19 protein-coding genes and 2 pseudogenes are annotated in these 25,133 nt (G+C 34.0%); 18 read left to right on the top strand and 3 right to left on the bottom strand.

Annotation, left to right across the window (positions count from 1 at the left end; all coding sequences use genetic code 11):
- Positions 1 to 8 precede the first annotated feature (8 nt).
- From ACMGGO_RS03645 to ACMGGO_RS03680, 8 genes are all read left to right on the top strand, one after another.
- A complete protein-coding gene (locus ACMGGO_RS03645; RefSeq protein WP_393950322.1) occupies positions 9 to 1,307 on the top strand; it encodes a dynamin family protein in 1,299 nt (432 codons plus the stop codon).
- The gene (locus tag ACMGGO_RS03650) at positions 1,304 to 3,727 is read left to right on the top strand and encodes a CFI-box-CTERM domain-containing protein (protein ID WP_393950321.1); all 2,424 of its coding nucleotides are present in this window, start codon (positions 1,304 to 1,306) and stop codon (positions 3,725 to 3,727) included. Before ACMGGO_RS03645 ends, ACMGGO_RS03650 begins: the two co-directional genes overlap by 4 nt.
- A 208-nt stretch (positions 3,728 to 3,935) precedes the next feature.
- Complete coding sequence (locus ACMGGO_RS03655) at positions 3,936 to 5,918, top strand: DUF262 domain-containing protein (protein WP_420281607.1); 1,983 nt, start codon at positions 3,936 to 3,938, stop codon at positions 5,916 to 5,918.
- 65 nt (positions 5,919 to 5,983) lie between these two features.
- Positions 5,984 to 6,625 carry a hypothetical protein gene (locus ACMGGO_RS03660; RefSeq protein WP_420281608.1) on the top strand — a complete coding sequence of 214 codons (642 nt, stop codon included), beginning with the start codon at positions 5,984 to 5,986 and terminating at the stop codon, positions 6,623 to 6,625.
- Positions 6,625 to 7,845 carry a hypothetical protein gene (locus ACMGGO_RS03665; protein ID WP_393950317.1) on the top strand — a complete coding sequence of 407 codons (1,221 nt, stop codon included), beginning with the start codon at positions 6,625 to 6,627 and terminating at the stop codon, positions 7,843 to 7,845. The genes ACMGGO_RS03660 and ACMGGO_RS03665 overlap by 1 nt, the downstream gene beginning before the upstream one ends.
- Positions 7,814 to 8,542: a TatD family hydrolase gene (locus ACMGGO_RS03670; protein ID WP_258860372.1), complete on the top strand. Its 729-nt coding sequence runs from the start codon at positions 7,814 to 7,816 to the stop codon at positions 8,540 to 8,542. Before ACMGGO_RS03665 ends, ACMGGO_RS03670 begins: the two co-directional genes overlap by 32 nt.
- Positions 8,543 to 8,892: 350 nt before the next feature.
- Positions 8,893 to 10,320 (top strand): reverse transcriptase domain-containing protein, encoded by a 1,428-nt coding sequence (locus ACMGGO_RS03675; protein ID WP_393950314.1) that lies wholly within the window; start codon positions 8,893 to 8,895, stop codon positions 10,318 to 10,320.
- Positions 10,321 to 10,705: 385 nt separating this feature from the next.
- Positions 10,706 to 10,855, top strand: a complete 150-nt coding sequence (locus ACMGGO_RS03680) for a hypothetical protein (RefSeq protein WP_004228154.1) — start codon at positions 10,706 to 10,708, stop codon at positions 10,853 to 10,855.
- A 117-nt stretch (positions 10,856 to 10,972) separates the two neighbouring features.
- Here the strand turns inward: ACMGGO_RS03680 and ACMGGO_RS03685 are convergent.
- A pseudogene (locus tag ACMGGO_RS03685) lies at positions 10,973 to 11,392 on the bottom strand (transposase); the annotation flags it as partial.
- 19 nt (positions 11,393 to 11,411) lie between these two features.
- Positions 11,412 to 11,819: pseudogene (locus ACMGGO_RS03690) on the bottom strand (IS3 family transposase); the annotation flags it as partial.
- Between the two features lie 394 nt (positions 11,820 to 12,213).
- Here ACMGGO_RS03690 and ACMGGO_RS03695 point away from each other — a divergent pair.
- From ACMGGO_RS03695 to ACMGGO_RS03725, 7 genes are all read left to right on the top strand, one after another.
- Positions 12,214 to 12,591, top strand: coding sequence for a DUF3221 domain-containing protein (locus ACMGGO_RS03695; RefSeq protein WP_420281609.1), 378 nt, complete (start codon positions 12,214 to 12,216; stop codon positions 12,589 to 12,591).
- A 141-nt stretch (positions 12,592 to 12,732) separates the two neighbouring features.
- Positions 12,733 to 13,725, top strand: a complete 993-nt coding sequence (locus tag ACMGGO_RS03700; RefSeq protein WP_420281610.1) for a trypsin-like serine peptidase — start codon at positions 12,733 to 12,735, stop codon at positions 13,723 to 13,725.
- Positions 13,726 to 14,134: 409 nt separating this feature from the next.
- Positions 14,135 to 14,683 (top strand): helix-turn-helix domain-containing protein, encoded by a 549-nt coding sequence (locus ACMGGO_RS03705; protein WP_004228161.1) that lies wholly within the window; start codon positions 14,135 to 14,137, stop codon positions 14,681 to 14,683.
- A 138-nt stretch (positions 14,684 to 14,821) separates the two neighbouring features.
- Positions 14,822 to 16,078, top strand: a complete 1,257-nt coding sequence (locus ACMGGO_RS03710; RefSeq protein ID WP_420281611.1) for a hydroxymethylglutaryl-CoA reductase, degradative — start codon at positions 14,822 to 14,824, stop codon at positions 16,076 to 16,078.
- Between the two features lie 3 nt (positions 16,079 to 16,081).
- On the top strand, positions 16,082 to 16,522 hold the full coding sequence (locus tag ACMGGO_RS03715; protein ID WP_048394316.1) for a hypothetical protein: 441 nt from the start codon (positions 16,082 to 16,084) through the stop codon (positions 16,520 to 16,522).
- A complete protein-coding gene (locus ACMGGO_RS03720) occupies positions 16,519 to 17,874 on the top strand; it encodes a tripartite tricarboxylate transporter permease (protein ID WP_016995237.1) in 1,356 nt (451 codons plus the stop codon). The genes ACMGGO_RS03715 and ACMGGO_RS03720 overlap by 4 nt, the downstream gene beginning before the upstream one ends.
- Positions 17,875 to 17,893: 19 nt before the next feature.
- Positions 17,894 to 18,790, top strand: a complete 897-nt coding sequence (locus ACMGGO_RS03725; RefSeq protein WP_066037149.1) for a hydroxymethylglutaryl-CoA lyase — start codon at positions 17,894 to 17,896, stop codon at positions 18,788 to 18,790.
- Positions 18,791 to 18,954: 164 nt separating this feature from the next.
- Here ACMGGO_RS03725 and ACMGGO_RS03730 read toward each other — a convergent pair whose 3' ends face one another.
- Entirely contained in the window at positions 18,955 to 19,686 is a 732-nt protein-coding gene (locus ACMGGO_RS03730) for a response regulator transcription factor (RefSeq protein WP_420281612.1), read from the bottom strand.
- A 130-nt stretch (positions 19,687 to 19,816) separates the two neighbouring features.
- Here ACMGGO_RS03730 and ACMGGO_RS03735 point away from each other — a divergent pair, with 130 nt between their 5' ends.
- The 3 genes from ACMGGO_RS03735 (at position 19,817) to ACMGGO_RS03745 (ending at position 25,115) form a co-directional block, all read left to right on the top strand.
- The gene (locus tag ACMGGO_RS03735) at positions 19,817 to 21,277 is read left to right on the top strand and encodes an amidase (protein ID WP_259949705.1); all 1,461 of its coding nucleotides are present in this window, start codon (positions 19,817 to 19,819) and stop codon (positions 21,275 to 21,277) included.
- Positions 21,278 to 21,411: 134 nt separating this feature from the next.
- Positions 21,412 to 22,698, top strand: a complete 1,287-nt coding sequence (locus tag ACMGGO_RS03740; RefSeq protein WP_259949702.1) for an MFS transporter — start codon at positions 21,412 to 21,414, stop codon at positions 22,696 to 22,698.
- Between the two features lie 200 nt (positions 22,699 to 22,898).
- Positions 22,899 to 25,115: a 5'-nucleotidase C-terminal domain-containing protein gene (locus ACMGGO_RS03745; RefSeq protein WP_374805722.1), complete on the top strand. Its 2,217-nt coding sequence runs from the start codon at positions 22,899 to 22,901 to the stop codon at positions 25,113 to 25,115.
- Positions 25,116 to 25,133 lie beyond the last annotated feature (18 nt).

Below are 25,133 nucleotides of genomic sequence, written 5' to 3' on the forward strand. Positions count from 1 at the left end.
GAATTCATATGACGAAGAAAATGGATTTATTTTCACTTGATGATTCCGATTTATTTGCTGCAGATGATGATTTATTTGATTTTAGTTTAGAGAAAGAGTACGAGGCGGAAAACCTTTATTTAGCGGACTCAGCTAAAGGGTTAAACCTTATTTCAAACTTATTAGGCGTAACTGATGAAACGAAAAGTAAATTACGAAATATACGTCGTCTGGACACTCTCATTGATAACAAGCTATTGCAATCTATCAATAAAATTCAACTGAAAAATGAAGTTCATTTGTATCAAGAGCTTGTAAAATTAAGTGATAAATTATTTGAGCAAAATAAAGTAGCTTTACTGAAAAAAAAGAAAACGATTGGTATTGGCGGTCAATTTAGCGCGGGAAAATCAAAGTTTATTAATTCGGTTATTGGTGAGACAATTTTACCAGAAGACCAAGTGCCAACAACATCGATTGCTACGTATATCGTAAAAGGCGACAACTTGTTTATCGAAGCTTTAACAAAAAACAACCAATCTGTACAGTTAGATTTAGATGCCGTAAAAGCGCTAAGTCACGCGTTTTACAGTACGTACAATTTAGGATTTTCGCACTTCATCAATAACTTAGTTATTTCAACACCGGTATTTCCCTACGAATCGATTGCGATTTTAGATACACCAGGGTACTCAAAAGTTGATACAACGAAAAAGCAAGCGATTACAGATAATGAAAAGGCATTAATGCAATTAAAATCTGTCGACTACTTAATTTGGTTAATTGATGTGGAAAATGGCGTTATTAAGCAAGCGGATATTGATTTTATTGAATTATTAAATATGAAAAATCCGGTTCTAATTGTATTTAACAAATGCGACAAAAAAACAGAATCGGATGTGGAAAATATTATTAATACAACAAAGGAATATTTGAAAAAATCAAACATTCCTTTGTATGAGGTAGTTGCTTATTCTGCTCAAGATGAAAAAGAGTACTTAAATCGCAACTATTTAAAAACGTACTTTAAGGAAATTAACCGTAAGTCGAATACATTTGTACCATTAGAAGAGGAAATTCAAAAAATCATTAATCAGCTAGAGCATCAAATTGATGAGTATTTCAATGCGGTGCAAAAAAGACGTAATGATGTTGGCAACTTTATTTTTAAATCTGACGATATTTCAGAAATTCAAACGTTAACAAAGGTTTATGCAATGCTACAACAAGAAATAAAAGAAATTAGTAATTGTAGAAAAAATTTAGCAAAAACAAAGGAACAAATTTTGAATCAATTCAATGCTCTTGTTTCTGGAGGTTTCCAATGACAAAAATCGAAAAAACCTTTCAAGTATTAGGAAAGTTATTAACAGAGGAAACAACCTCACAGTTTAACAATGTCAAAGCAAATCAGCAATTTCAATCGTTTTTACAATATGTAACAACAGAAGTTTATCCAGTCATTGATAAAAGCAGCTATGAAAATAAAACAAATTTTTTAATCAATTTAAAATCGGCTATACGAGAAATTGAATTTATCGTTCGCACACCCCATTTGCAAAATAAAACGCTAGTTGTTATAGAGGGTAAAAAGCATGCCGTTCCACAATGGTTTGAGCAAAATCAAATGCAGGAATATGCAAAATTTATTAGACAAAACGCAAACATTCCGATGATTTTATCTGCATCAGAAAAAACAACGATTGTTGCACAAAATACATTAGAAAACTTATCAAAGTTATCGCCCGATGAATTTCGACATGTGAATCAGCAATTATATAAAGAAAAGCTCGATGTAGATCAATTTATTCAAGTGTTTTATATAGAAGCAAAATGTCCGTTTGAGCATATTGCATTTATTTACTTACCACAATTTGTTTCAAGACAAAGTGAAATATATAAAATGCTACATAATATGGCAGAAGCATCGATTATGATTGAACCCCTTCATAAGCAATTGAATCAATATAAAGCACCGAACTATGCTAAACAACGTTTTATTATTGGAGAAAACGTAGAAACAGAGTTGTCTTCTTTAATACTTGAAGAAGTGCCAGTATTACTTCAGCAGCTTAATAAGCCATGTATGATGCCGGCGATCTATGATATTTTTACTGAAACATATCAAGATTACTTAATTAATGTGACAAAAGAGTTAGCTTATGAGCAATATTTAGTAAATGGGCTTTCTAAAGATTTAGTAACGGTTAGCGATGAAGAGCTTGAGGCAAATATTATATCAATTCGCAATAATTTAAAGAAACAGTTACAGGCTAAACAAATATCCCACAAAAATTTAGTTAAACATTTATTACAATGCAACAAACATTTAATGGAGATTGAAAAATTATTTGTAAGTCCTATACTTTCTGATGCCCTTTTCTCTAACAAAGCTCAGCTTTACATCGCAAAACAGGCACTTGTCGCACTTGAAATAAAAGATAATACGGGATATAAAGTAGCAATTGAGCGTTTGAGAAATTCTGACTCTATTTATACATCAATCATTCAGGCCTATTCAAAAGGTAAAAAAGAAGAAATTGTTAAATGTATAAATATTTTAAATGAATTACCATTAAACGATGTGACAGCATATATTAGTATTAAATATTTTTCAGTTATTAAAAGTAAATCTCTTTATAACAAGCTTAAAAAGTTTTATCACAATAACTACGATGCAGAGGTTAATCTGTATTTAGGTAAAGCTGCAATTTCAGTTTCAAATAATGTCGATGCACAATTTTATTTTAAAAAAGCAATGAATCTCGGTAATTCTGAAGCAGCCGAGCTTTTATTATCGTTTATAAATAAAAAGAATATTATAGAGGTAGAAAGCATTGCACGTTTATTAGTTCCTGAAGCTTGCTATCTAGTAGGAAAATATTATTTAAATAGCAAATATAGCAAAGCGTTAACGTTTTTAAAGATTGCCGCGACATTTGAACATTTTCAAGCATTGCAAAAACTAGCAGAAATAGAATTTAATCGTTTTAGAAAAGGTCGAAACAATTTACCAGATGATCGCTTAGAGGTTGTATTTTCGAATGCACTAAAATTAAATCACTACGTTCATGAAAAAGAGCGCTCAAAAGAAGTAACAGAACGTTTAGGGAAGTTATATTATTGGGACGGAGATCATCGCAAAGCGATTAATTATTTATCAACAGTAGATAACGCAGAATGTAACTTTATGTGCGGGAAAATTTATCAATACGGTAATGTATTGTCGCAGGACTTACAAAAATCCAAAAATTATTTTGAAAAAGCTGTAAGGCAGTCACATTCTTATGCAGAAATAGAGCTACATAAAGTAACCGGTTGGATTCAATCAAACGAAGTGAAGCAAAGTTATAGCAGTAGTAGATCGTATAGTTCTTCTTCTTCAAGTTCAAGCTACTCATCAAGTAAATCTTGGTGTTTCTTAACAACAGCAACTTGTATTGCTTTAGGGAAAGAAGATAATTGTGATGAAATATTAAATTATAAAAAATATCGTGATGAGCATTTACGTTTCGATGATGATGGAAGAGACTTAATAGTAGAGTATTATCGCATTGCACCTGTAATTGTGGAAAAAATTGATGCCGAACCAAATCCGAAAGCGTTATATTTACACTTATATAATCAATATATAAAAGTTGGATATGACTACTTACAAAAAAATGATTTAGTTAATGCAAAAAAGATTTATATAGAGATGGTGAAAAATTTATGTGAAAAGTATAATGTTGTGCCATTTCAATATTAATAAAAGTAGGGACTGTGTTCACTTGATGCTAGTCTATTTATTATGAAATTTAAATTAAAGCTTGTAATTAAAGAGTAGAAGAGAGCGCAATTGCTTACTTCTGCTTTTATTATAAATAAAGTAAAAATGTGGTAAAGTGAACTTATCAAAAAAGGTTGAAAGTAAGCAAAACTATATACATCGACCCTATAAATTTGGAGTGATCTAAGTGAAAGCAAATGAAACAAATTTACAAGAAATAATTGAAGGCTCGAAGCAATATATCATACCAATGTTTCAACGTACATATAGTTGGGATCAAAAACAATGGCTAACATTATGGGAAGATTTAATGGAGTTAGTTGATGAGGCACAACAATATGAAAATCACTTTATCGGATCAATCGTATCTATACCGGTAAATGCAAATCCTACTGGCGTGCAACAATTTTTAGTAATTGATGGACAACAACGATTAACGACATTACTTGTTCTATTAAGCGTTATTCGTGACAAAGCAGAGGAAGATGGATTACCTGAATTAGCTGCTGAAATTAACGAAACGATGCTTGTAAATCGTTTTAAAAAAGGTGAAGAGTATTTTAAATTGTTACCAACGCAAGTTGATAAAGATATCTTTAAAAGAATTATAAAAAAAGAAGTTTTAGAATCAGATCAAAGTAGTGGGCTTGTAAAATGCTATGACTACTTTAAAAATAAGTTGCATGATTTAACAACGGATGTGGAGCAGTTGAAAAATGGGGTTTTACATAATCTTTCGTTAGTTAGTATTGTACTGTCTCCAGATGATAATCCGTATTTAGTATTTGAAAGCTTAAATGCAAAAGGACAACCATTAACAGAAGCAGACTTAATTCGAAACTACTTATTTATGCGTATCGAACCATCAGAGCAAGAAGAAATGTATAAAGGCTATTGGCTGCCAATGCAAACGAATTTAGGCGATTCTTTAACTGAGTTCATCAGACATTTTTTAATGGGTGTAAACTTAAATGTCAAAAAGAAAGATGTTTATGTGAAATTAAAGCAGCAAGCAGATAAAGCGAATGTCATTGATTATTTGAAGGAGCTGGCTGTATTTGCAACTTACTATGATAAATTACTACATCCAGAAAAAGAGTCTAATGAAAAAATTCAATACTACTTAAAGCGTATTCAACAGTTTGAAGCACGTACCGCTTTTCCATTTTTACTTTATGTTTATCGTGATTTTGATGTGAAGAAATACAGTCTGGAACAATTCATTGAAATTTTGTCGATAATCGATAATTTCATTGTTAGAAGATACGTTTGCAATATCGAATCGAAACCATTAAATAAAATGTTTGGTTCGCTATATAACCAGTTAAAACCATTTAGTGAAGCTGACTCTATTCAAGAATTAAAAGCATTTTTACAGGTGAGAGGCTACCCTAAGGATACTGAAGTTCTTCATGAATTAATCAATTCACCTTTATATGGCGCTGGTGATAAGAGAGAGAAATGTAAGTTTATTTTAAGTGTACTTGAAGAAAGCTTTGGTCATAAAGAGAAAGTTGATTTAACGAAGGCTACCATTGAACATATCATGCCACAAACTTTAACTGAATCTTGGGAAGCTGAATTAGGTAGCAATTTTGAAGAAGTTCACGAAAAATATTTGCATGTTATTGGGAACTTAACATTAAGTGGCTATAATTCAGAGCTATCGAACGAATCATTCTCTACTAAGAAAAAATATTATAGTAAGAGCAATTTTGAATTGAATAAGGATCTCGTTAAATATAATACTTGGGATGAACAAGCAATCACTGACAGAACAGAAAAATTATATAAAAAATTCATTTTAGCATGGCCGTATTTTGGACTTGCTAGTGTTAAAGACAATGATGTAACAGGTAGCTCGCCACGCTTATTATTCATAGGTGATGAAACGACTAAGGTAAAAGTTTGGAGAGAAGTTTTAGAACATACTATTCTGTTCATTTACAAAAATAATCCTGAATACTACCAAGAATTGTTGCAGACGAGATCATTACTAATCTCAGTAGAAAAGAAGAATAACGAGATGCGTAGTGCTAAGCAATTGTCGAATGGGCATTTTATAGAAGTTAATTTTAGTGCAAAAAGTATTTACACGACATGTAAGAAGTTATTTATTGATGCAGGTTTTGATGCTGATACATGGGGTGTAGAGGTTGAGATGAAATAAATTATTAAGTTCAATTGTTTTCAAATAATTATCGTTTTTTAGCATATAAGAAAAGGTGAGTGTTTATGGGAACTTCAAAAAGAAAGCTTAATAAAGAAATCAAGAAAATGCTGCAAGATGTACCTGTTGAAAAAATCAATGACAAAACACCAGATGTTACAAAGAAAATAATTACTTTGAAAAGAATAAATACAGAATTTTTAGATGAAGCAACTTTAAACAAATGTATCAGTATCATTTCTAATCAATTTGAAGTTTTAAGTAAGGAAGGCTTTAATGGCATTACTCAGCAAGAAATAAAAAACGATCCCATTACAACCGAGCAATTTGTAAATCATATCTTGGATTTAATAGATAATGAGGATAATTTATTCGCAGATAAAGCTCTTTTAGAAAGAAGCTTTAAAATTACAATGACAAATTTTTTGAAGAATGAAGACTTAGTTCTAACGAGTTTTATCGAAAAATTATTATTTAATGTAGTAAAGCAAATACTCATAGGGGAATTACATGATACATTAAAAGAAGTTTATGATGAATTAAATTATGATGATATTGAATTAATGGTTAATAATGTCTCAAATCAAATTATAGATAATGAAACACAGCGTAAAATAGATCAATATATAGCAAAAGACTTAGAGTTTAGTGAAGTACTAAAATTTGTTGTTGAAGCTGCTAAAAATGTAACGTTTGGTGAGTTCTAATGAACGGATTAGTAAACGAGAAATTACATCTTCAATTGATGCAGGAATTTGAGGTTGATTATTTTAAGGACAAAGATAAAACTATTGTCGATTTAATTACAGTAATGGGTTCAGTATATTGCGTTGATGTATCTGTAACTGCCAGGAAAACCCATCTTTCTATTGAGATTCCAGTTTTCCATGTTGAAGTTTGGCAAGGTTTAACTAATAGACTTAGACTTTTACTAAAATGGGTTTCTGGTGAAGACTATCAAATTTCTTTTAAGCCATTTAATAAGGATTTAATAGCAAGAAAAGAAAGACAAATGAAATTATCGTTATATGGTCCAAATCAAAGAATTGTAAGCTTATTTTCAGGAGGATTAGATTCTTTAACAGGAGCGTATTATAATTTCAAAAATGACATTTCTAGCGATTATATTGGATTTCTCAATAAACGAGAAGAAGCAACTAAACAGAGGTTCCTTGCTGATTTTTATAAGAAAAAACTAAATCCTACCCCTGATATAATTTTGATAGAGAAACCAGTTGATAAGAAACAACACTATACACAAGCAACCCGTTCACTGCTCTATTTTTCTTTAGCAGTAGCTAAGGCATATTATAATCAATCTAATCAGGTTAACCTGTATGAAAATGGTGTTTTAACATTAAATCCAAACCTTTATGATAGATTTACAACGAAGACAACACATCCCAAAACTTTGTTTGAATACAATAATTTATTGGAGGATTTAAACATAAATGTACAAGTTAAACATCCGTTATTATTCAAAACAAAAGGTGAATCAATAAATGAAATGAATTTAGATTTTAAAGGTGTAATCAAAGATTCATTCACATGTGGAGCTGGAAGATCGGACGTATTAAAAGTACATGTTGGGCAATGTGGAGTATGTATTCCATGCTTATTGAGAAAAATTTCAATGGCTGCATATGACAATGAACAGTATGATTGTTTATATTACTTTGATTATGAAGAACAGAATTTTGAACCAGATGTATATTATTATGAATTTATTTCTAATGTGCAATACTTTCAAAAATATGTGCAGCTCATAAGAAACAACGAAATTTTTAGTGAATTAAACATTAAGTCAAAGTACTATGATGAGGCTGATTATTTAGTTAAAACGAATGAAATGCTGAATAAGTTTGCTAAAGAATTTGAAAGGTATATGGAAAAGTATGACTTACATCGATACGCACGTGCATATTGATTTCTATCCTAATCCGTATGAGTTGGCCTTAGAATATGAAACAAGCAAAATCTACACATTATTTGTAACTAATTTACCTGAGTTATACGAAAAGTACTTCGGTAGGTTTTCAAACTTTAAATACATTCGACTATGCCTAGGATATCATCCACAAGTTTCAAATGAATATCTTTTAAATAAAGACCTTTTCGAAAAATATATAGCTACCACTAGATACATTGGGGAGGTAGGGTTAGATTTTTTTTCTGGAATAAGCGATAGAGAAAAAAGCATTCAAATAGAGGCTTTTCGATATGTTTCTAGTCAAAGGTTTAATAAAGGGCGTATATATACTATCCATAGTAAAGGCGCTGAGAGGGAAGTACTTGATATTTTGCTTGAAAATGAAGTTAAACATGCAATTTTTCATTGGTACACAGGCAAAATTAGTGTTTTGAAACAAGCGGTTGAAAAAGGATATTATTTTTCTATAAATCCGAAAATGTTAATGACTAAAAACGGATTAAATATAATTGCCCATATTCCAGTTAAACAAATACTTTTTGAAACGGATGGACCATTTGCTCGAATTGATCGAAAACCTATTTACCCTAAAGATATTCCAAATTTTTATTCTGCTGTTGATAAGGAAGTAGATGGATTTGATAAAATTTGCTTTTCGAACTTCCGAAGACTTTTAATTGAAAAGGATTTATAACATAGTGTATATGCACCGTGAATATTAGACTATCCCGAAAATATTTTTTATGTTAAAATTTAACACGTAGGTTTTAGCCTATAGCGTGTGTATTACACACGCGTCCCGATAATCGGTATAGGGCATTCGTTTCGACGATTTATAATATAATTATAGACGCTGAAATTGAATGGAGGATAATGCTAATGAATCTCTTAATGCAACTATTAATTGACTTATCAGTTTATCCAGCAGTCTTATATTACATATGAGGCTGTTAGAACTTTAACCTATCTTATTAAGATAGGGAGGCGGTTGAATCCCATTCCTCCTTGCCCACCGCCGCAGAAAATGGAGGAATACCATATTTTATGGAAGAAAAAAATTTTTTTGAAAAAATAGTGATAAAAGAAAATATTAAAAATGTATTTGAAGAATATGTTGCTCAAAAGACTGATAATTTGACTGAGGAAAAAAAAGTGAAAGTCCCAGAAGGTCTAGATAATATCGATTACATCCTATTTCAAAAAAACCTTCCTCATCAGATAGATATGATTTATAAAAGAATTAGAAGAGGAAATTACTTTTTTTATCCTTTAAGAGAGATAGAAATTTCTAAAGACCCTCAATTAAATATAGAAGAAGCAAAGAAGCTTGGGAAAACAAGAGTTTTATCAATTGCTACAATAAGAGATGTACTGACTCAAAAGATGTTATATGATTTTTTAAGCCCGATTACTGAAAGAGAATTTACTAAATTACCTTATGTGAGTTTTGCATATCGTAAGAATGTGAATGCCCAAAAGGCAGCTCAAAAAGTTTATAATGATTTAAATGAAGGATATATATACGCTTTGGATGCTGATTTAAAAGGTTTTTTTGATAATATACCTCATGATAAACTTTACGATCAGATTAAGATTTTCTTTAATGATATGCCAAAAATCCAAAAACTTTTATATCGTTTTATTCATGTAGATAAGGGTTATAAAAGGAAGAATAAAAATAAGGTTATAAGAGTAAAAAGAAATGAAGGGATTCCTCAAGGTGGAATTATTTCGGGAATGCTAGCAAATATTTATTTACATCAATTTGACTGCTGGGTAATGTCGACATTAAAATCCAAACATAATATCAGATATACTAGGTATGCAGACGATTTTGTAATTTTAGCTAAATCCGAAAAAGATATTATTAAAGTAAAAGACGAGTGTGAAAAATATTTAAATAGTATTAAATTAACATTACATCCAGACCCTGAAAAAACTAAGATTAGTAAGGTGAATTGTAAGAGAGGAATAAACTTTGTTGGATTTACAATTTCCAATAGGCATATTAGTATCAAACAATCGAATGTTTTGAAGTTCAAAAAAAGAATTGAAAATATTTTAAATACGACAGATTTTAGTAAAAAGAGGTCCTTGGAACTTTTAAAGTTAAGAATGAGTTATAAATATTTTGGAAATGATTACAAAAAAAATAAATGCAAAAATTGTGGTGAATTTGAAAAATCTAGAAATTGGATGCGATTTTTTTTAGTTATTACAGACTATAATCAATTAAATACGCTAGATAATTGGGTATATAAATCAATTAATTATTATTATTTTCAGGCCACGGGAAAAAGGTTACCTAAAAACAGCTTGAAAAAATTTGATTTTCCATCTTTAGAAAAACTTTATTATGAGTATCGTAAACAGTTAAAAAAAGAAACAATGTCTTGTAAGTGTACAAGTATGAATCAGGATTTATACGCAACAGAAGATCCCTATAAAGAACTGTTTAATATATATCCATAACTTAATCAAAAATTCTTAAGTCTCCGTAAGCATTTTTATCAAACCTTATTAATTCCTTTGTAAGAGCCATTTTTGACCCTCGAAAATGCCCTTCAAACGTTGATATAATAAGGTTTTCTGTTTTATAGACTGAACACCCGCCGTCTCCATACATAAAGGTGAGCAATAATGTAGCGGTCAATAAGAATAAAGGTATCAGCATCTAACAATGTTGGCGGATACAAATATTTTAAATACATTTGGCTATGAATTATTTACTAAGCTTTTACCGAAATTAAGGTTAAGCAATACACCAATATAGGAAAAAGGTTTACATCAGCAAAATAAGGTATACTATACTTGTTGAATAGATTTCTTTAAAGGCAGGAAAAGTAGGTGAACCAAAGTGGGGAAATATCAATTGGATACTAAAGGTAAGGTGGCTGTGGCAAAGTATCATGAAAAAAACAAGCCAGCCAAATTTGATAAAAAGCAGCAACTTGAGAAAATACGTGCGGAGTATTTGAAAAAGAAGCAAGAACAAACAGATCAATAATTTGAATGAAAACGTGGCTGGGACAAAACCAGCTTCAATTAGTGAGAAATCCGAATTTGAATGAATTCAAATTCGGATTTCTCTATTTTTTATGTTGTCTCTAGATAGCCCTTAGCTACTGGCTGTGAACTTTCTTAAATTCACGGCCAGTAATGCGAGTCCCATTTCGTTTCCTACCCTCGATTTTCCTCGCACAGAAAATCGAGTGAAACCCAAATTAGCCTTCAAGAATCCAAAAACCGGCTCCTCGTCAATTTTGCGTTGACGATAAATGGTACGCGTTTTTTCTTCTGAAAGCTTTGTTCTGACATATTCTTTTTGCTGTTCCCACTTCTCATTCATTATTAACTTACGATTATTTCCCTCTTTTGCTTTTGTACATAATGAACGGAATGGGCATTTGGAACAGTCTTCACATTCGTATACCTTAAACTCACGCGTGAAATCATATTGATCTGTTTTCGTGGTACGATACTTAAATACAAGTTGTTGTTGGTTCGGGCAAGAGTATTGATCATTTTCTTCATCATAATCCCAGTAGGATTAAAGCGATAAATTAAATAGTTAATTCGAAGTATGTTGGCTTCGTTATTTCATTAGGCTGTTTGGGTAAACGAGTTCGGTATTGCACCGGACTTGTTTTTAATTTTGCCTTGATCCGTTTCATATTATAGTAGTTTATATATTTTTCTAATTCTATTTTAAAATGCTCTATACTTTCAAATTCCCTCATGTAAAGGAATTCAGATTTCATAATGTCAAAGAAATTCACCTTGACAGAGTTGTCGTAACAATTTTCTTTACGAGACATACTTTGAACAACCCCTCTTGATTCTAAGGCGGGACAGTATTTATTCATTTGATAATGCCAGTCCTGATCGGTATGCATAAGTAACTGGTGCTCAGGTAAACGTTCGAGTGCTTTGTCCAACATGTCTGAAACAAGTGAATAGGTTGGTCCAGAGTAAACTCTAGTGTTTAATTTGTATACGGCTGAATAATCTTCAACTACATTGTATTTCATATTGCTTAATCCATTTAAGGATTGCTTTATTATTATTAGTCCCCATAAATTTAGCTATATCATAGGAGCTTTCCGTTCCATCCCTCTTAAGTAGCGCTCAACAGCTTGTAATTTATCTTCGGCAGTTCAATAGAATTTTTTTATTTTACCAATATATCCAATTGTATTAAAAACTTAAAAATATTTTCTGTATTCCTTCTTTGGGAAGTATTACAAGTAAAGTATTGTTTTGTATTGTAGAATAGAGATGAGCACAGTATTTGGTATATTATGGACATTTAAAAATACTAAATTGTATTCAACATGAAAATTAATGTATAAGGTGGTGGTTTGAATGAAGAATAGAATCCCCAAACCTATTATCAACACGGTTTTATTGTTACTCTTTCTTGTTGCTTTATGGTTCTTAGGTAATGTTAGCCAACTATTTGCTAGTAAAGAAAATACCGAAAGTGAAATTGGTTATATAGTAATGCATGAAGGAATAGTTTATTTTATTCAAGGGAAGGATGTTCAACAATCAGATATAGGGAGTTTCTCTAGCGAAAATCTCATGTACTTAAATAAATTTGAATCAGTTTCAATTTTAATTAATGAATCGAAACTTTCTATGAAAGGAATTAAAAGTGGAGATGAAGTGAGGATTTGGTATTCTGAAATTTTGGAGTCAAATCCAGCAAAAATCAAAGTTATTCGTATAGAAAAACTGTGACCAAAATTCTTTTTTACTAAATATAACTTAATTACCATTTATGAATAATAACTTTCATTTATTTCCTTTATTTATTAGAATGTTAGTTAACAACAGTCTAGGAGGAATGAAAATGAAAAAATTACTTTAAAGTTTTTCTTTATGTTTATCTTTTTATTAGTTCCTATGAATGTCTTTGCGGAGGATCAACTTAGAAGTTTTACATTTGATTCAAATGATTCTTCGCATCCTTATGATATGGTAAATTCGAAAGGTGAAATTATTAAGTATGAGGACTTCAAAAATAATAATTTGCAATTAATTAATGAAACACCAAGTTTTCAAGGCACTGGAATAATTTCACCTGTTCAGATTGATAGCTTAATATTTCATAGTAAATCATTTATTGATTTAACTCCGTCACCTGTTATTATTGAAGACAACTTATCTAAAAATACAAATGAAATAACTCCATATATAGTAATAGGCGAGGACGGTAGAACAATTGTAGAAAATACACAAATAGCACCATTTAGTTCAATTACGTATATTGAATTAAATTGGGCGGATGGTACAAGTGGCACTTGTACAGGTACTTTAATTGGTAGGAACAGGGTTCTAACAAATGCACATTGTGTAATCGATGCTGGAACACAAAGGGGTATATCTAGTGCTACAGTTTATCCAGGCGTAAGTGATAGCACTGGATGGTTTGGCTCTTATAATGTTAGGGATTATTTTGTCCCTTCTCATTGGATTTCAACTGGTTCAACCTCAGAAGATTTTGCTGTACTTGTTTTAGATGGAAATAATAATAGACATGCAGGAGATGTTGCAGGATTTCTTGGAATAAGACAAGTAAATAATCTTCTTAACGAAAATGTTGGTATTTTTGGGTATCCAGGAGATTTAATAAGAGCAGGTGGTGTGGTTTCTCAATTTGGTATGAGAGGAAATGTTACAAGAGAAGATACGTCTTTAACCTTTTATACAATTGATACTGCACCTGGGCAGTCGGGATCGGCATTATTAAATGCAAACAACCAAGTTGTTGGTGTTCATAGAGGTTCATATATTGTTAATGGGAACACTATGAATGGTGGACCAAAGATGAATCCAAATATGTTCAATTTTGTATCTCAAGCTTTGCAGTAACAATAACAAGAACTTAGTCAATTTACAAGAAGCGGTCTAAAATGAGGGCTTTTAACCAACCATGAATAAAAAGTAAAAGGCAGAAATGCAAATAAAGTTGTTTCAGCAATTCCGTAAATTAATACTTAGATTAAAATAAATTCTATATAATCTTTATAATAACTAACTGAGACAAAATTCTAAAGATCAGGCACACATATAAAAGTGAGTGTCTGATCTTTTTATGTAGAAAGGGTGTCAATACATATTAGACAATTAGCATTATCAGCATCTTAACTCTCATATTGGGATAAAACTGATACCACAGACGACAATGAAGGAGTAATATACTCCCGTATTTTTCTATCCATCATGTAAAAATATAGTATAGTTATTGTAAAAACCTAAATGATCGAGGGGACTGGAAGAAATGAACTTACTAGAAGTTGGAGTAAAAATAAAGCAGATGCGGAAGAAAAATAAAATGTCTCAGGATGATTTAGCTTCGCAGATTAATTTAACGAAAAGTCATATTTCAAAAATAGAAAATGGCAAAGCGACACCGAGTCTGGTGACATTGTCCAAGATTGCGGAAATATTTGATGTGCCAATGGCTTGGTTTGTTATCCAGGATCAATTTGATGGCATTTCGATTGTTTCGAAAAAAGAGCGCCATGAGACTGTTGAAACGAATGAACTTGGCTATCAATATGAGCTGTTAGCGAATAAGAGCTATATGAGCAATATCAATCCTTCTATTGTTACTGTACATAATGGGGCGGAAAATTTAGCGCCTTATACTCACGATAATGATGAATTTATTTATGTCATTTCGGGTAGTATCGTCTTGAAATACGATCATAAATTTTACCATTTAGAAGAGGGGGACTCTGCGTATTTTTCTGGGAAAAAGGAGCATATCTTTATTAATAATTCTGCAGAAAACTCAAAGGTATTAACGATTTATGTTGAGGATTAAATCTTTCTTTTAAACGTAAATATTATCGAAAATACAAATTTCTTGTTTACAATACTATTCAGACAATTTACAATTGGTGTAATGTTATTCAACTAAGTTGAATTATATTACACTTTTTTAAATTTTGGGGGTATGGGGATGACTTCACGTATTAAGGGATTTTATTTACTTTCAGTAGAAGAGCGAATTAAGTTAATCGCTGAAAAGTCAAATTTAACCAAAGAGGAAGTTGAAGCTTTAAAAAGTGGAATTTCATTAGAGCTTGCTGATGCAATGGTTGAAAATGTTATTGGACATATTTCAGTGCCTCTAGGGGTAGCGGCCAACTTTAAGGTGAATGGCAAAGAGGTATTTATTCCGATGGCTACTGAAGAGCCATCAGTAATTGCTGCGGCTAGTAATGCGGCACGTGCAGCATATGAGCTAGGTGGTATTTTTACTTCCAGCTCGGGAACAGTTATGCGAGGACAGATTCAGGTATTAAATATTGAGGACCCTCATGCAGCGAGGGCGAAAATTTTTGAACATAAAAATGAGATCATCGAGCATTGTAATGAAAAAGATCCAACGTTAGTCAAGTTAGGCGGTGGAGTGAAGGATATAGAAGTGCATTTAATCGACACAGCAAGAGAAACAATGGTTGTCGTTCATTTAATCGTAGATACGAAGGATGCAATGGGGGCAAACGCTGTTAATACGATGGCGGAATCTGTGTCACCATTAATCGAACGTATTACAAATGGACGAGTTGTGCTACGGATTATTTCAAATTTAGCAGATAAGCGTATTGTCCGTGCACGTGGAGAATTCTCGACAGAAATGCTCGGGGGGATAGAGATTGCGAAAAATATTGTAAGTGCTTACGAATTTGCAGATGCTGATCCGTATCGGGCTGCCACACATAATAAAGGGGTTATGAATGGTATTACTGCTGCAGTATTAGCATCGGGTAACGATACACGTGCTGTTGAGGCTGGTGCTCATGCCTATGCTGCTCGTTCTGGTAGATATCGTTCTTTAACAACGTGGGAGCTGAATAAAGCAGGCAATCTTGTTGGGACGTTGGAATTGCCATTAGCTGTTGGTATTGTGGGAGGGGCTACGAAGACTCATCCTGTTGCAAAAGCAGCGCTAAAAATTATGGATGTGCAATCAGCAGAGGAGCTAGCCAGCTACATTGCCGCAGTAGGATTAGTAGAAAATCTAGCAAGCTTACGCGCACTTTCAGCAGAGGGTATTCAATCTGGTCATATGCGTCTGCATGCGAAAAACTTGGCTGTAATGGCTGGGGCAACAGGCGATATTATTGATCGAGTTGTGCAGCAGGCGGTAGAAGAGAAGGATTTCCGTTATGATCGTGTTTTAGAGATTACAAACTCTCTGCGAGGTGAATAATACATGGCGAATACTCCATACAATGAGCAAAAAAATGTAGAGGAAAAGAAGTTTATTGAAATTTTAGGAGACACGGTTTCTGGCAATCAGTTAATTATTTCAATTATTTTAAGCGTTGCTGCAAGCTTTTTAGGCTATCAGTTTGGCCAGTGGGTTTTTCCGAAGTTTGCAGACCCTCAAATGATTAACTCTTATTCACTGTTAACAGGAATCACGGGAATTCTGATTGTAGTTGCTATTAATACGATTCTTTTTAAACCAAAGCGTATTTTAGTAGAAGATGAAGCATCTAGTCATTCTTTAAAGGAAGCATTTGAGGATTTACAAATTGATATAGACGAGGAAATACGCTTAATCGAGGAAGATCCAGTGACAAAAAAAGAGCTTGAGGATTTTGGAATTCTTTCTAGCTTACAAGGCTTGAAAGGAGCGGATAAAAAATGAGTATTTATTTAATAGCTCTTTTATTTGCACTTCTTGGTGCAGCTATCTTTACTATAATTGGACTTATTTCGGGTACAGATGAAACAGCAATTATGGTACCAATTACATTGTTAGTTATTTTGCTGGGAGCGCCTCCTGAAGGGGTATTCGCCTTTTTTATGGCAGGCGTGTTAGCTAAGCATTTAACACATGCTGTCCCAACTGCGTTATTAGGAATTCCAGGGGATACTACGGCTGTACCGTTAATCGATCATGCCAATACATTACGCCGTTTAGGCATGCCACACGTAGCACTACGTAAAATGATTTCTGGCGGTGTTATCGGTGCATTTATTGCCCTACCAACAGCTGTACTGTTAGGGCAGTTTTTAGGTCAATTTGCCGACTTTTTTAAATCTTCATCAGGCATCATTTTTACTCTTGCCGCTATTTTAATCGCATTCTTTTCAAAGGGAAAATGGGCAAGTATTTTAATCATTATTCCATTTGCATTTTTCATAAAAGCTTTAGATAGTGTTAGCTTCGCGATGCTGGATAAACATTTAAGTATTACTTTCTTTTTAGGAATTGCGATTGGACCGATGTTTTGTAATATTTTAATGGCGGCTTCCTCCGTTGCTAAAAATGATCTAGCTCGCAGTAAGCCAAATCAATATAATCTTGCTCCCGAAACGAAATCATGGAAAGGCTATTTCCCGAATCCATTTAAAATTTTATCGAAAAGGCAGACCATTTTTACGAGCATTACAACGTTTCTTTCCTCCCTTACATTTGTTTTCAGTCCTGTTGGGATGACGTCATTGATGGGAGAAATTGTAGGCTCACGTACAAAAGGTGCCTATAAAAAATCAACAACGAGTCTTACTGTCATGAATGGTGTAACGGAATCGACATATATAGCTGAAGCGATTATTCCATTAATTGCATTCGGTATTCCGTTAAGCCCAGTAGCACTTGGACCAGCATCACCTTTATTTAATGCACCACCGATTTTTACAGTAGATCCAGTTAACAACTTACACACGCTAATGTCTTCATGGGACTTTTTCATTTTTGGGTTAATCGGTATAAGTGTAGCCGCTTTAATTGCTTATCCATTTGCGATGAATTATGCACGTAAAGCATCTGTATTAGTATTGAAATATATTAGCCAGGAAGCAATCGTAGCGATGTTTATCGGATTAGCATTTTTGCTTGCCTATAACGAGGCACAATTGCTAGGAGTAGTGTTAACATTTACAGTTGCAACTGTTGGTGGATTATTGAATCGTATTTTAGGTGTGGGGGCTGGTGTGCAATTCATGGTATTCTACGCATCAAGCTGGATTATGCTACAGCTGTTCGGCATTTAATTAAAGGAAGTGTATCTTTATGACTTTACCAAAACAAGTGGAAATAAGAGAAGTTGGTCCTCGTGACGGCTTACAAAATGAGAAAATTTTTATTCCAACTGATTTGAAAGTGCAATGGATTAATTTAATAAGTGAAACAGGTGTCCGTCATATCGAGGTATCCTCTTTTGTTAGTCCAAAGTGGATACCAGCTTTAGCCGATCATCATGAAGTGTTTGAGCAAATCGCACGTGATGAAAAAATAACGTATGCAGCTCTTGTGCCTAATTTGAAAGGGATAGAAGGAGCCATTCAACACAAGGTTGATGAAATTGCTTTATTTATTTCTGCCTCTGAGGAGCATAATCAAAGTAATGTAAACGCTTCAATTAACCAATCTTTACAGAACTTAAAAGCTGTAGCTGAAGTAGCAAATCGTGAAGGTATATCGTTAAGAGGCTATATTTCAACTGTATTTGGCAGTCCGTTTGGTGATGAAGTAAAGCTTCAAACAGTGAAGGATATCATTGATGCCTATCTTGCAATGGGCGTTTCTGAAATTTCACTCGGTGATACAATTGGGGTAGCGGATCCTGTACAAGTAAAGGCTATTTTATCAGAGCTACTCACTCAATACGATCGTGATTTGTTTGCCCTTCATTTTCATGATACGTATGGCCGTGCTTTAGCCAATATATTTGCAGCACTTGAGCTGGGGATTACAAAATACGACAGTGCTATTGGAGGTTTAGGGGGATGCCCCTATGCCCCTGGTGCAAGCGGCAATGTATCAACAAATGATTTAGTAAATTTCCTGCATCGTTTAGGCGTCCAAACGAATATTGATGAAGAAAAACTATTTACCGCCACACGATTTTTACAGCAGGCAATAAATAGACAGCTTGATAGTAAAGTGTATAAAGTGCAAAGTAATTAAGTAAAAGAGCACCTCTATAGTTAGAATTAAAATGAGAACTGCCCCACCAATTGTTAGACACACTCTACCAATTGGTGGGGCATTTTTTTACTGAGGAAAAATAGTTTTATGCCAATTAATCAGCAAATTAATCATACTACCTTTGAATTCAATAGATGACCTTACTAAACATGATCACTATACTTCAAACACTTTGCCAGCAGTTGAGTACGATTGGTTACTTGAAATTTTCTATATAGATTTTGAAGATGTTTTTTAATTGTATTTTCACTGACGAATAATTGCTGGGCGATATCTATGTTTTTCAAGCCTTTGAATACAAACTTTAAAACTTCTCGTTCTCGATCTGTCATTTCCAACACGATGGAGGGCTGTGAAAAGTGATGTAAGGAATACATGTTTTCGATATTTCTTTTCAAATACACTAACTTTAAAATATCTTTTTCATTAAATAGCTTCTCTCCGGTTTTCCTTAAAAAGCCAATAACTGCTACGAGCTTATTCTCTATTCTTAAATACATGGCCATTTCATCTTCATAGCGATTTTCTTTCAAAAAAACTTCTTTATAGTGGGTTTGTTTTTGCAGGCACATAACTTCATTCCTACTCATTAGCTGAATGGAATGCTGTGTATTTATATTTTGAGGGTGTAATGGATCAAAGTTTTTATATCTTTGTAAATAGTCATTAATCGTGTGACTCTCTATATTAAAAAGCACAGGGGCGGTTAGCTCATTATTTGCTATTTCCCAAAATAACATATGGTGATAGCCGAGATGCTGACTAATTGTTTGCAATAGTTCATGTTTAAAACATTCATTGCTTTGTTTCACATTCATATTTGAAATATGATAGCTTGCTTTAAGAATGTTTTCTAAATCATTTTCTAAAAACATGAAAACACCTCATTTCTCTATTATGCATTTATATTCTACTTAAAACAGAATTATCCTTTCGGGTAATATCTTAAATTTAGAATATTCAGTACATTATAGTTGCAAGATTACTACTATACGAGGTGATAATATGAATTTACAAGAGTATGCATCCTATGACGGTATTGGGTTGGCAGAGCTAGTAAAATCAAAGGAAGTAACACCACAGGAGTTAAAGGAGCTAGCGTTAGAAGGAATAAAAAAAGTCAATCCATCCATTAATGCAGTTGTTAGTGTGTTAGAAGAGCAGGCTGATAAAGCCATTGAGAAGGTTGATGAAAATGCGCCGTTTGCAGGTGTTCCGTTTTTAATTAAAGAGCTTGTGTTACATGCAGAGGGTGTTTCGCATAGTATGGGGAGTCGTATTGGAGAAAATACGGTTATACCCGTCGATAGTGAATTAATGGCGCGTTTTAGAAAGGCTGGCTTGATTTTAGCAGGTACTACGACAACACCTGAGTTTGGCTATAATGCAGCGACTGAAGCAGTTATTTATGGTGCAACGCGCAATCCGTGGAATTTAACTCATAGTCCAGGCGGTTCGAGTGGAGGGTCAGCAGCCGCTGTGGCAAGTGGTATAGTGCCAATCGCTCATGCTAATGATGGAGGAGGTTCTATTCGTATCCCCGCTTCCTGTAGTGGGTTAGTGGGATTAAAACCTACACGTGGAAGAGTTCCAGCTGGTCCATTCAATAGTGAGCCTTTAAATGGTATTGCCATTGAGTTCGCTGTGACTCGTACAATTCGTGATACAGCGGTGCTATTGGATCAAGTAGCAGGCCCTGACTTAGGGAGCTATTCCAAATTAGAGGTAACACATGCACCGTATGGTCAACTTATCAAGGAAACAGTGCGCCCGCTAAAAATTGCTTGGACAACTGAAACAAATTCTGGGGCATTTGTCGATCCGGAATGTATAGAAGCGGTTCATAAAACAGTTCAAGTATTAAAAGAACTAGGACACGAGGTAGTAGAGGCGCGTCCGAAATATGAACAAGCATCATTTACAAAGGCGACGGTTGCTATTTGGACAGCGAATATTTATCAAATGATAAAGGGGGCTGCAGCGGGAACTGGTAAAGCAGTTTCTCCAGACTATATTGAAGCCGCCATTTGGAAATGCTATGAATATGGTGGTCAATTAAAGGCGGCTGATTTATTGGAAGCTATTCATACAAATGCAGTCGTTTCACGTCAAGTTGCAGGCTTCTTTGAAGATTATGATATTTTATTGAGTCCAACTATTGGCACACTTCCTGCTAAAATTGGTGAGTTAAATGCCAACAATCCTAACATTTCGGCTGTTGAATGGACAGAGCAAATTTTCACGTATGCACCGTTTACAAATTTATTCAATGCTACAGGACAACCCTCCATATCATTGCCTTTAGCAGAAAGTAAATCAGGTCTACCAATTGGTCTACAAATGACAGGTAAATTTGCAGATGAATTGACGTTATTACAGCTAGGTAGACAGCTAGAGGAAGCAATGCCTTGGAAAGACCGTCAACCGGCAGTACATGTCAGTGAACAGCCTCAGCCAGCAGTATAATATAGCATGAACGCACTTAGTGTAGACTGGGTGCGTTTTCTTTCTGTCGTAATTTTCAAGCTTCCTCAAAAGCAGGTTTTATCCTGACCTCGAACTCATATACATAACATAAAAGCTAATAGGAGTAGTGATTATTGGACAAACAACAACATAAGTACAGATGGATTGTGTTTGTTGCTGTATTGTTTACCTATTTGTTAATGGCAAGTCAGCGAACTGCTCCAGGATTAATTACAGATCAATTGATGGAGGATTTTGGGGTAACGGCTTCGACAATTGGCTTATTGACGAGTATTCAATTTTTTGTGTACACGAGTTTGCAAATTCCGATGGGGATTTTAGCTGACCGATTTGGGCCAAACCTTTTCCTCATCATTGGTGCCATCCTTACAGGTATAGGAACCATTCTTTACAGTCTAGGTACACATGAATTCATTCTATTCTTTTCTAGAATGCTTACTGGTGTAGGAGATGCCACCATATGGGTGAATATGGTGCTGATTTTGGCACAATGGTTTCATAAAAAGGAGTTTGTCCGATTAATTGGCTTTGCAGGTATGACAGGGAGCTTAGGCTTCTTATTGGCAACAGTGCCTTTTGCTACATTGATTCTTTTATTAGGTTGGCGAATCACCTTTTTCTCTACAGGACTTTTACTATGCTTATGTGGTGTACTTCTTTATTTTGTGCTCGTACAAAACACAAAACGCATTTTTTCAAAGGAACCTGTAAGCATAACTAAAGAACTAAAACGTGAAAAAAGCTCCATATTATTGCGAAGAATATTTTCAAGCAGGCAAGCATGGGCTTTATTTTTTTGTCATTTTGGCGTTGTGGGCGGGTATGTTGGCTTTATTAGCTCGTGGGCAGTACCATATGGGATCAATATGTATGAGATGTCACGGTCAGAGGCTAGTCAGTTAATTATGATTGGTCTAGTCGGAGCGCTTATAGGAGCACCTTTAATGAGCTGGATTGCTGGCTGGTTAGGTACGATTAAGAGACCCTATATTGTTGTGCATATTGCGGTTTTAACGAGTTGGTTTGCCTTTCTTTTATTGAAAGGGCATCCGTCCATTTTCATGCTCATTGTCCTGTTCTTTATCATCGGCTTTGGCTATGGTGCAAGTGCTTTAACCTTTGCGGCAGTTCGTCAAACTTTCCCTTTAAATGAATCAGGCATTGTTTCTGGGTTTGCCAATACAGGGGGCTTTCTAAGTGCCGCATTGCTGCCCATTATTTTTGGGTATATTTTAGATTATTTTCAAGCTGCCACAGGCAATGTAAGTGATGGGTACTACTATGGCTTCATTTCGCCTGTTATATTCTCCTTCATTGGTTTGATGGGAGTCCTGTTATTAAAGGAAAAACGTGTGAGAGTGGCTCTAGCATATCCAAATGATTCAAATAAATCCTATTAAAATAGGGATATTGGACGGGTTTGAAACTTTTGTTGAATATCGATTTTCTATTGCTTTTTCCTCTTTAATCACGCTAATATTTGTTAAATTTATGAAATTATATTACTTTTATGATAGATTTTACCTGGTTAGACATCTCCATAAATGCTACACTGATTAGGAATCTTAAAATTCAGAATAAAAAGGGAGAAAACTAGGAAATGAATCAATTGAAACAAGTTATAACAATACTAAGTATGGCTGTATTGATTCTGGCAACAGGAATTGTCTTTACACAAACGCCTGTCAATGCACAAGAGAAAGATATTCATATTACACTCCTGGCTACGTCAGATATTCATGGCCGCTCTATGCCTTGGGATTACGCAGTGGATGGACCTAATCTCACAGGAAGTTTAACGCAATTATATACAATTATTAAAGATATCCGTAAAGTTCATCCGAATACCGTCCTATTGGAAAATGGAGATTTAATACAGGATAATTCTGCAGAATTGTTTAATGACCAGCCGCAGTCACCAATGATGGTGGCTGTTAATGAAATGGGCTATGAAGCTTGGACATATGGTAATCACGAGTTTAATTTTGGTTTGGATGTATTAGATAAAGTTTCCAGTCAATTTAATGGAGCAAGACTTGCTGGGAACGTTTATAAAGAAAATGGCGAACGCTATTTACCTGCATATACAATTATTGAGCGTGAAGGGGTTAAAATCGGGGTTATTGGCATGGTAACACCTTTGATTACAGAGTATGAGAAGGGGACAAATCATCTTGATGGTTTAGTTGTCAAAAACCCGATAGAAGAGACTAAAAAGGCAGTTAAGGAATTAGAGGGTAAAGTAGATGTCATGATTGGCCTTATGCATATGGGATTGGAAAATGAAAATGGTGTTCCAGGAACGGGTGTGAAGGAAATGGCTAATGCCGTACCAGAACTAGCTGCTATTTTTGCAGGACACAATCATGTACTGATAAATAAAGAAGAAGTGAACGGTGTTTTTATAACGGAGCCTAATAAATATGGAACACATATTTCACGAATTGATTTAACATTTACTCGCCAAGGCGAGAAATTGTTGCTTAAAGAAAAAGATGCTTCAACTATTCCTGTAAAGAATGAAGACGGGACCTTTGTTGAATCGGATAAAGACCTAGAAAAAACGTTGAAGCCATACCATGATTATGCACGTGAAGATGCTAATATCGAAGTAGCACAGCTTAAAGGAACAAATCTTGTTCCCAAAAATGAAATTAAGGGTATACCAGCTGTACACATCCAAGAAACACCTTTATCAGATTTTTTCCATGAGGTCATGCTACATTATAGTAAGGCAGATGTGGTAGCACATCAGATTGATAATGACAAAGCTTCATTGGATGTAGGTCCTATTAAGAAAAAGGATATCGCCTATAATTATCAATTTGCTGGTGGAGAAGTATCAGTTTATGAAGTAACGGGCAAAGATTTAAAAGATTATATGGAATGGGCAGTTGGCTATTTTAATAGCACACGTGATGGAGATGTGACGATTAGTTTTGATAAAACGCGTCGTTCCTCTAAATATAGTACGAATGATTATTTCGGAAATGTAAAATATGACATCGATTTAACTGAGCAGCCAGGTAACAGAATAAAAAATCTACGAAAATTAGATGGTACCCCAATTAAGCTAGAAGACAATTTAAAGCTTGGTATGAACTCTTATCGTATGGATTTTCTTGTATCAAAAGGTCAGGCACTTGAAGGGCGTAAGTTTAATATGATTTGGTCCTCTAAAGAAGAAAGTGCCTATGGAGAAACAGGCGGTACAATCCGTAATCTAGCCATTCGATATCTAAAAGAAGAGATGAACGGCGTGTATGAGCCAGTGATCCAGCATAACTGGAAAATCGTTGGTGTCGATATGAAATCGCCAGCACGTGCTGCTGTTGTTGAATTAATCAATAAAGATATTTTAGCCATTCCTACAACGGAAGATGGTAAATATACAAATATAGCATCTATTAATGTCAAAGCTTTGATTACAGAAGAAGAAATAAAAATGCTAGCAACAAAAGCAAAAGTAGATGCTAGCCAATTTACTGGGGTAAAAACGTCAGGTGAATTTTATCAGAAGCTGGTAAAAGCATTGAATAAACCTAAAGATGAGCCAGTAGAAAAACCAGTGAATCCAAGTAAGACAACACCAGACAAATCGAAGCCAACTATTACTCAGCCAGAATCACTTAAAGGGATTGTTACGGCTTATCACTTAAATGTTCGTTCAAAGCCATCGAACTCAGGAAAAGTATATGGGACAATTTCAAAGAATACCGAAATTACAATTTTAGAGGAAATACAAGGCTGGTATAAGATATCGTATAATAATAAATCGGGGTATGTTTATAGCAAATATGTAACGATTAAAAAATAAGAGCTAGCATAAGGCTGA

It is taken from the genome of Lysinibacillus sp. BNK-21 (assembly GCF_048684915.1).
Lineage (GTDB): Bacteria > Bacillota > Bacilli > Bacillales_A > Planococcaceae > Lysinibacillus > Lysinibacillus capsici.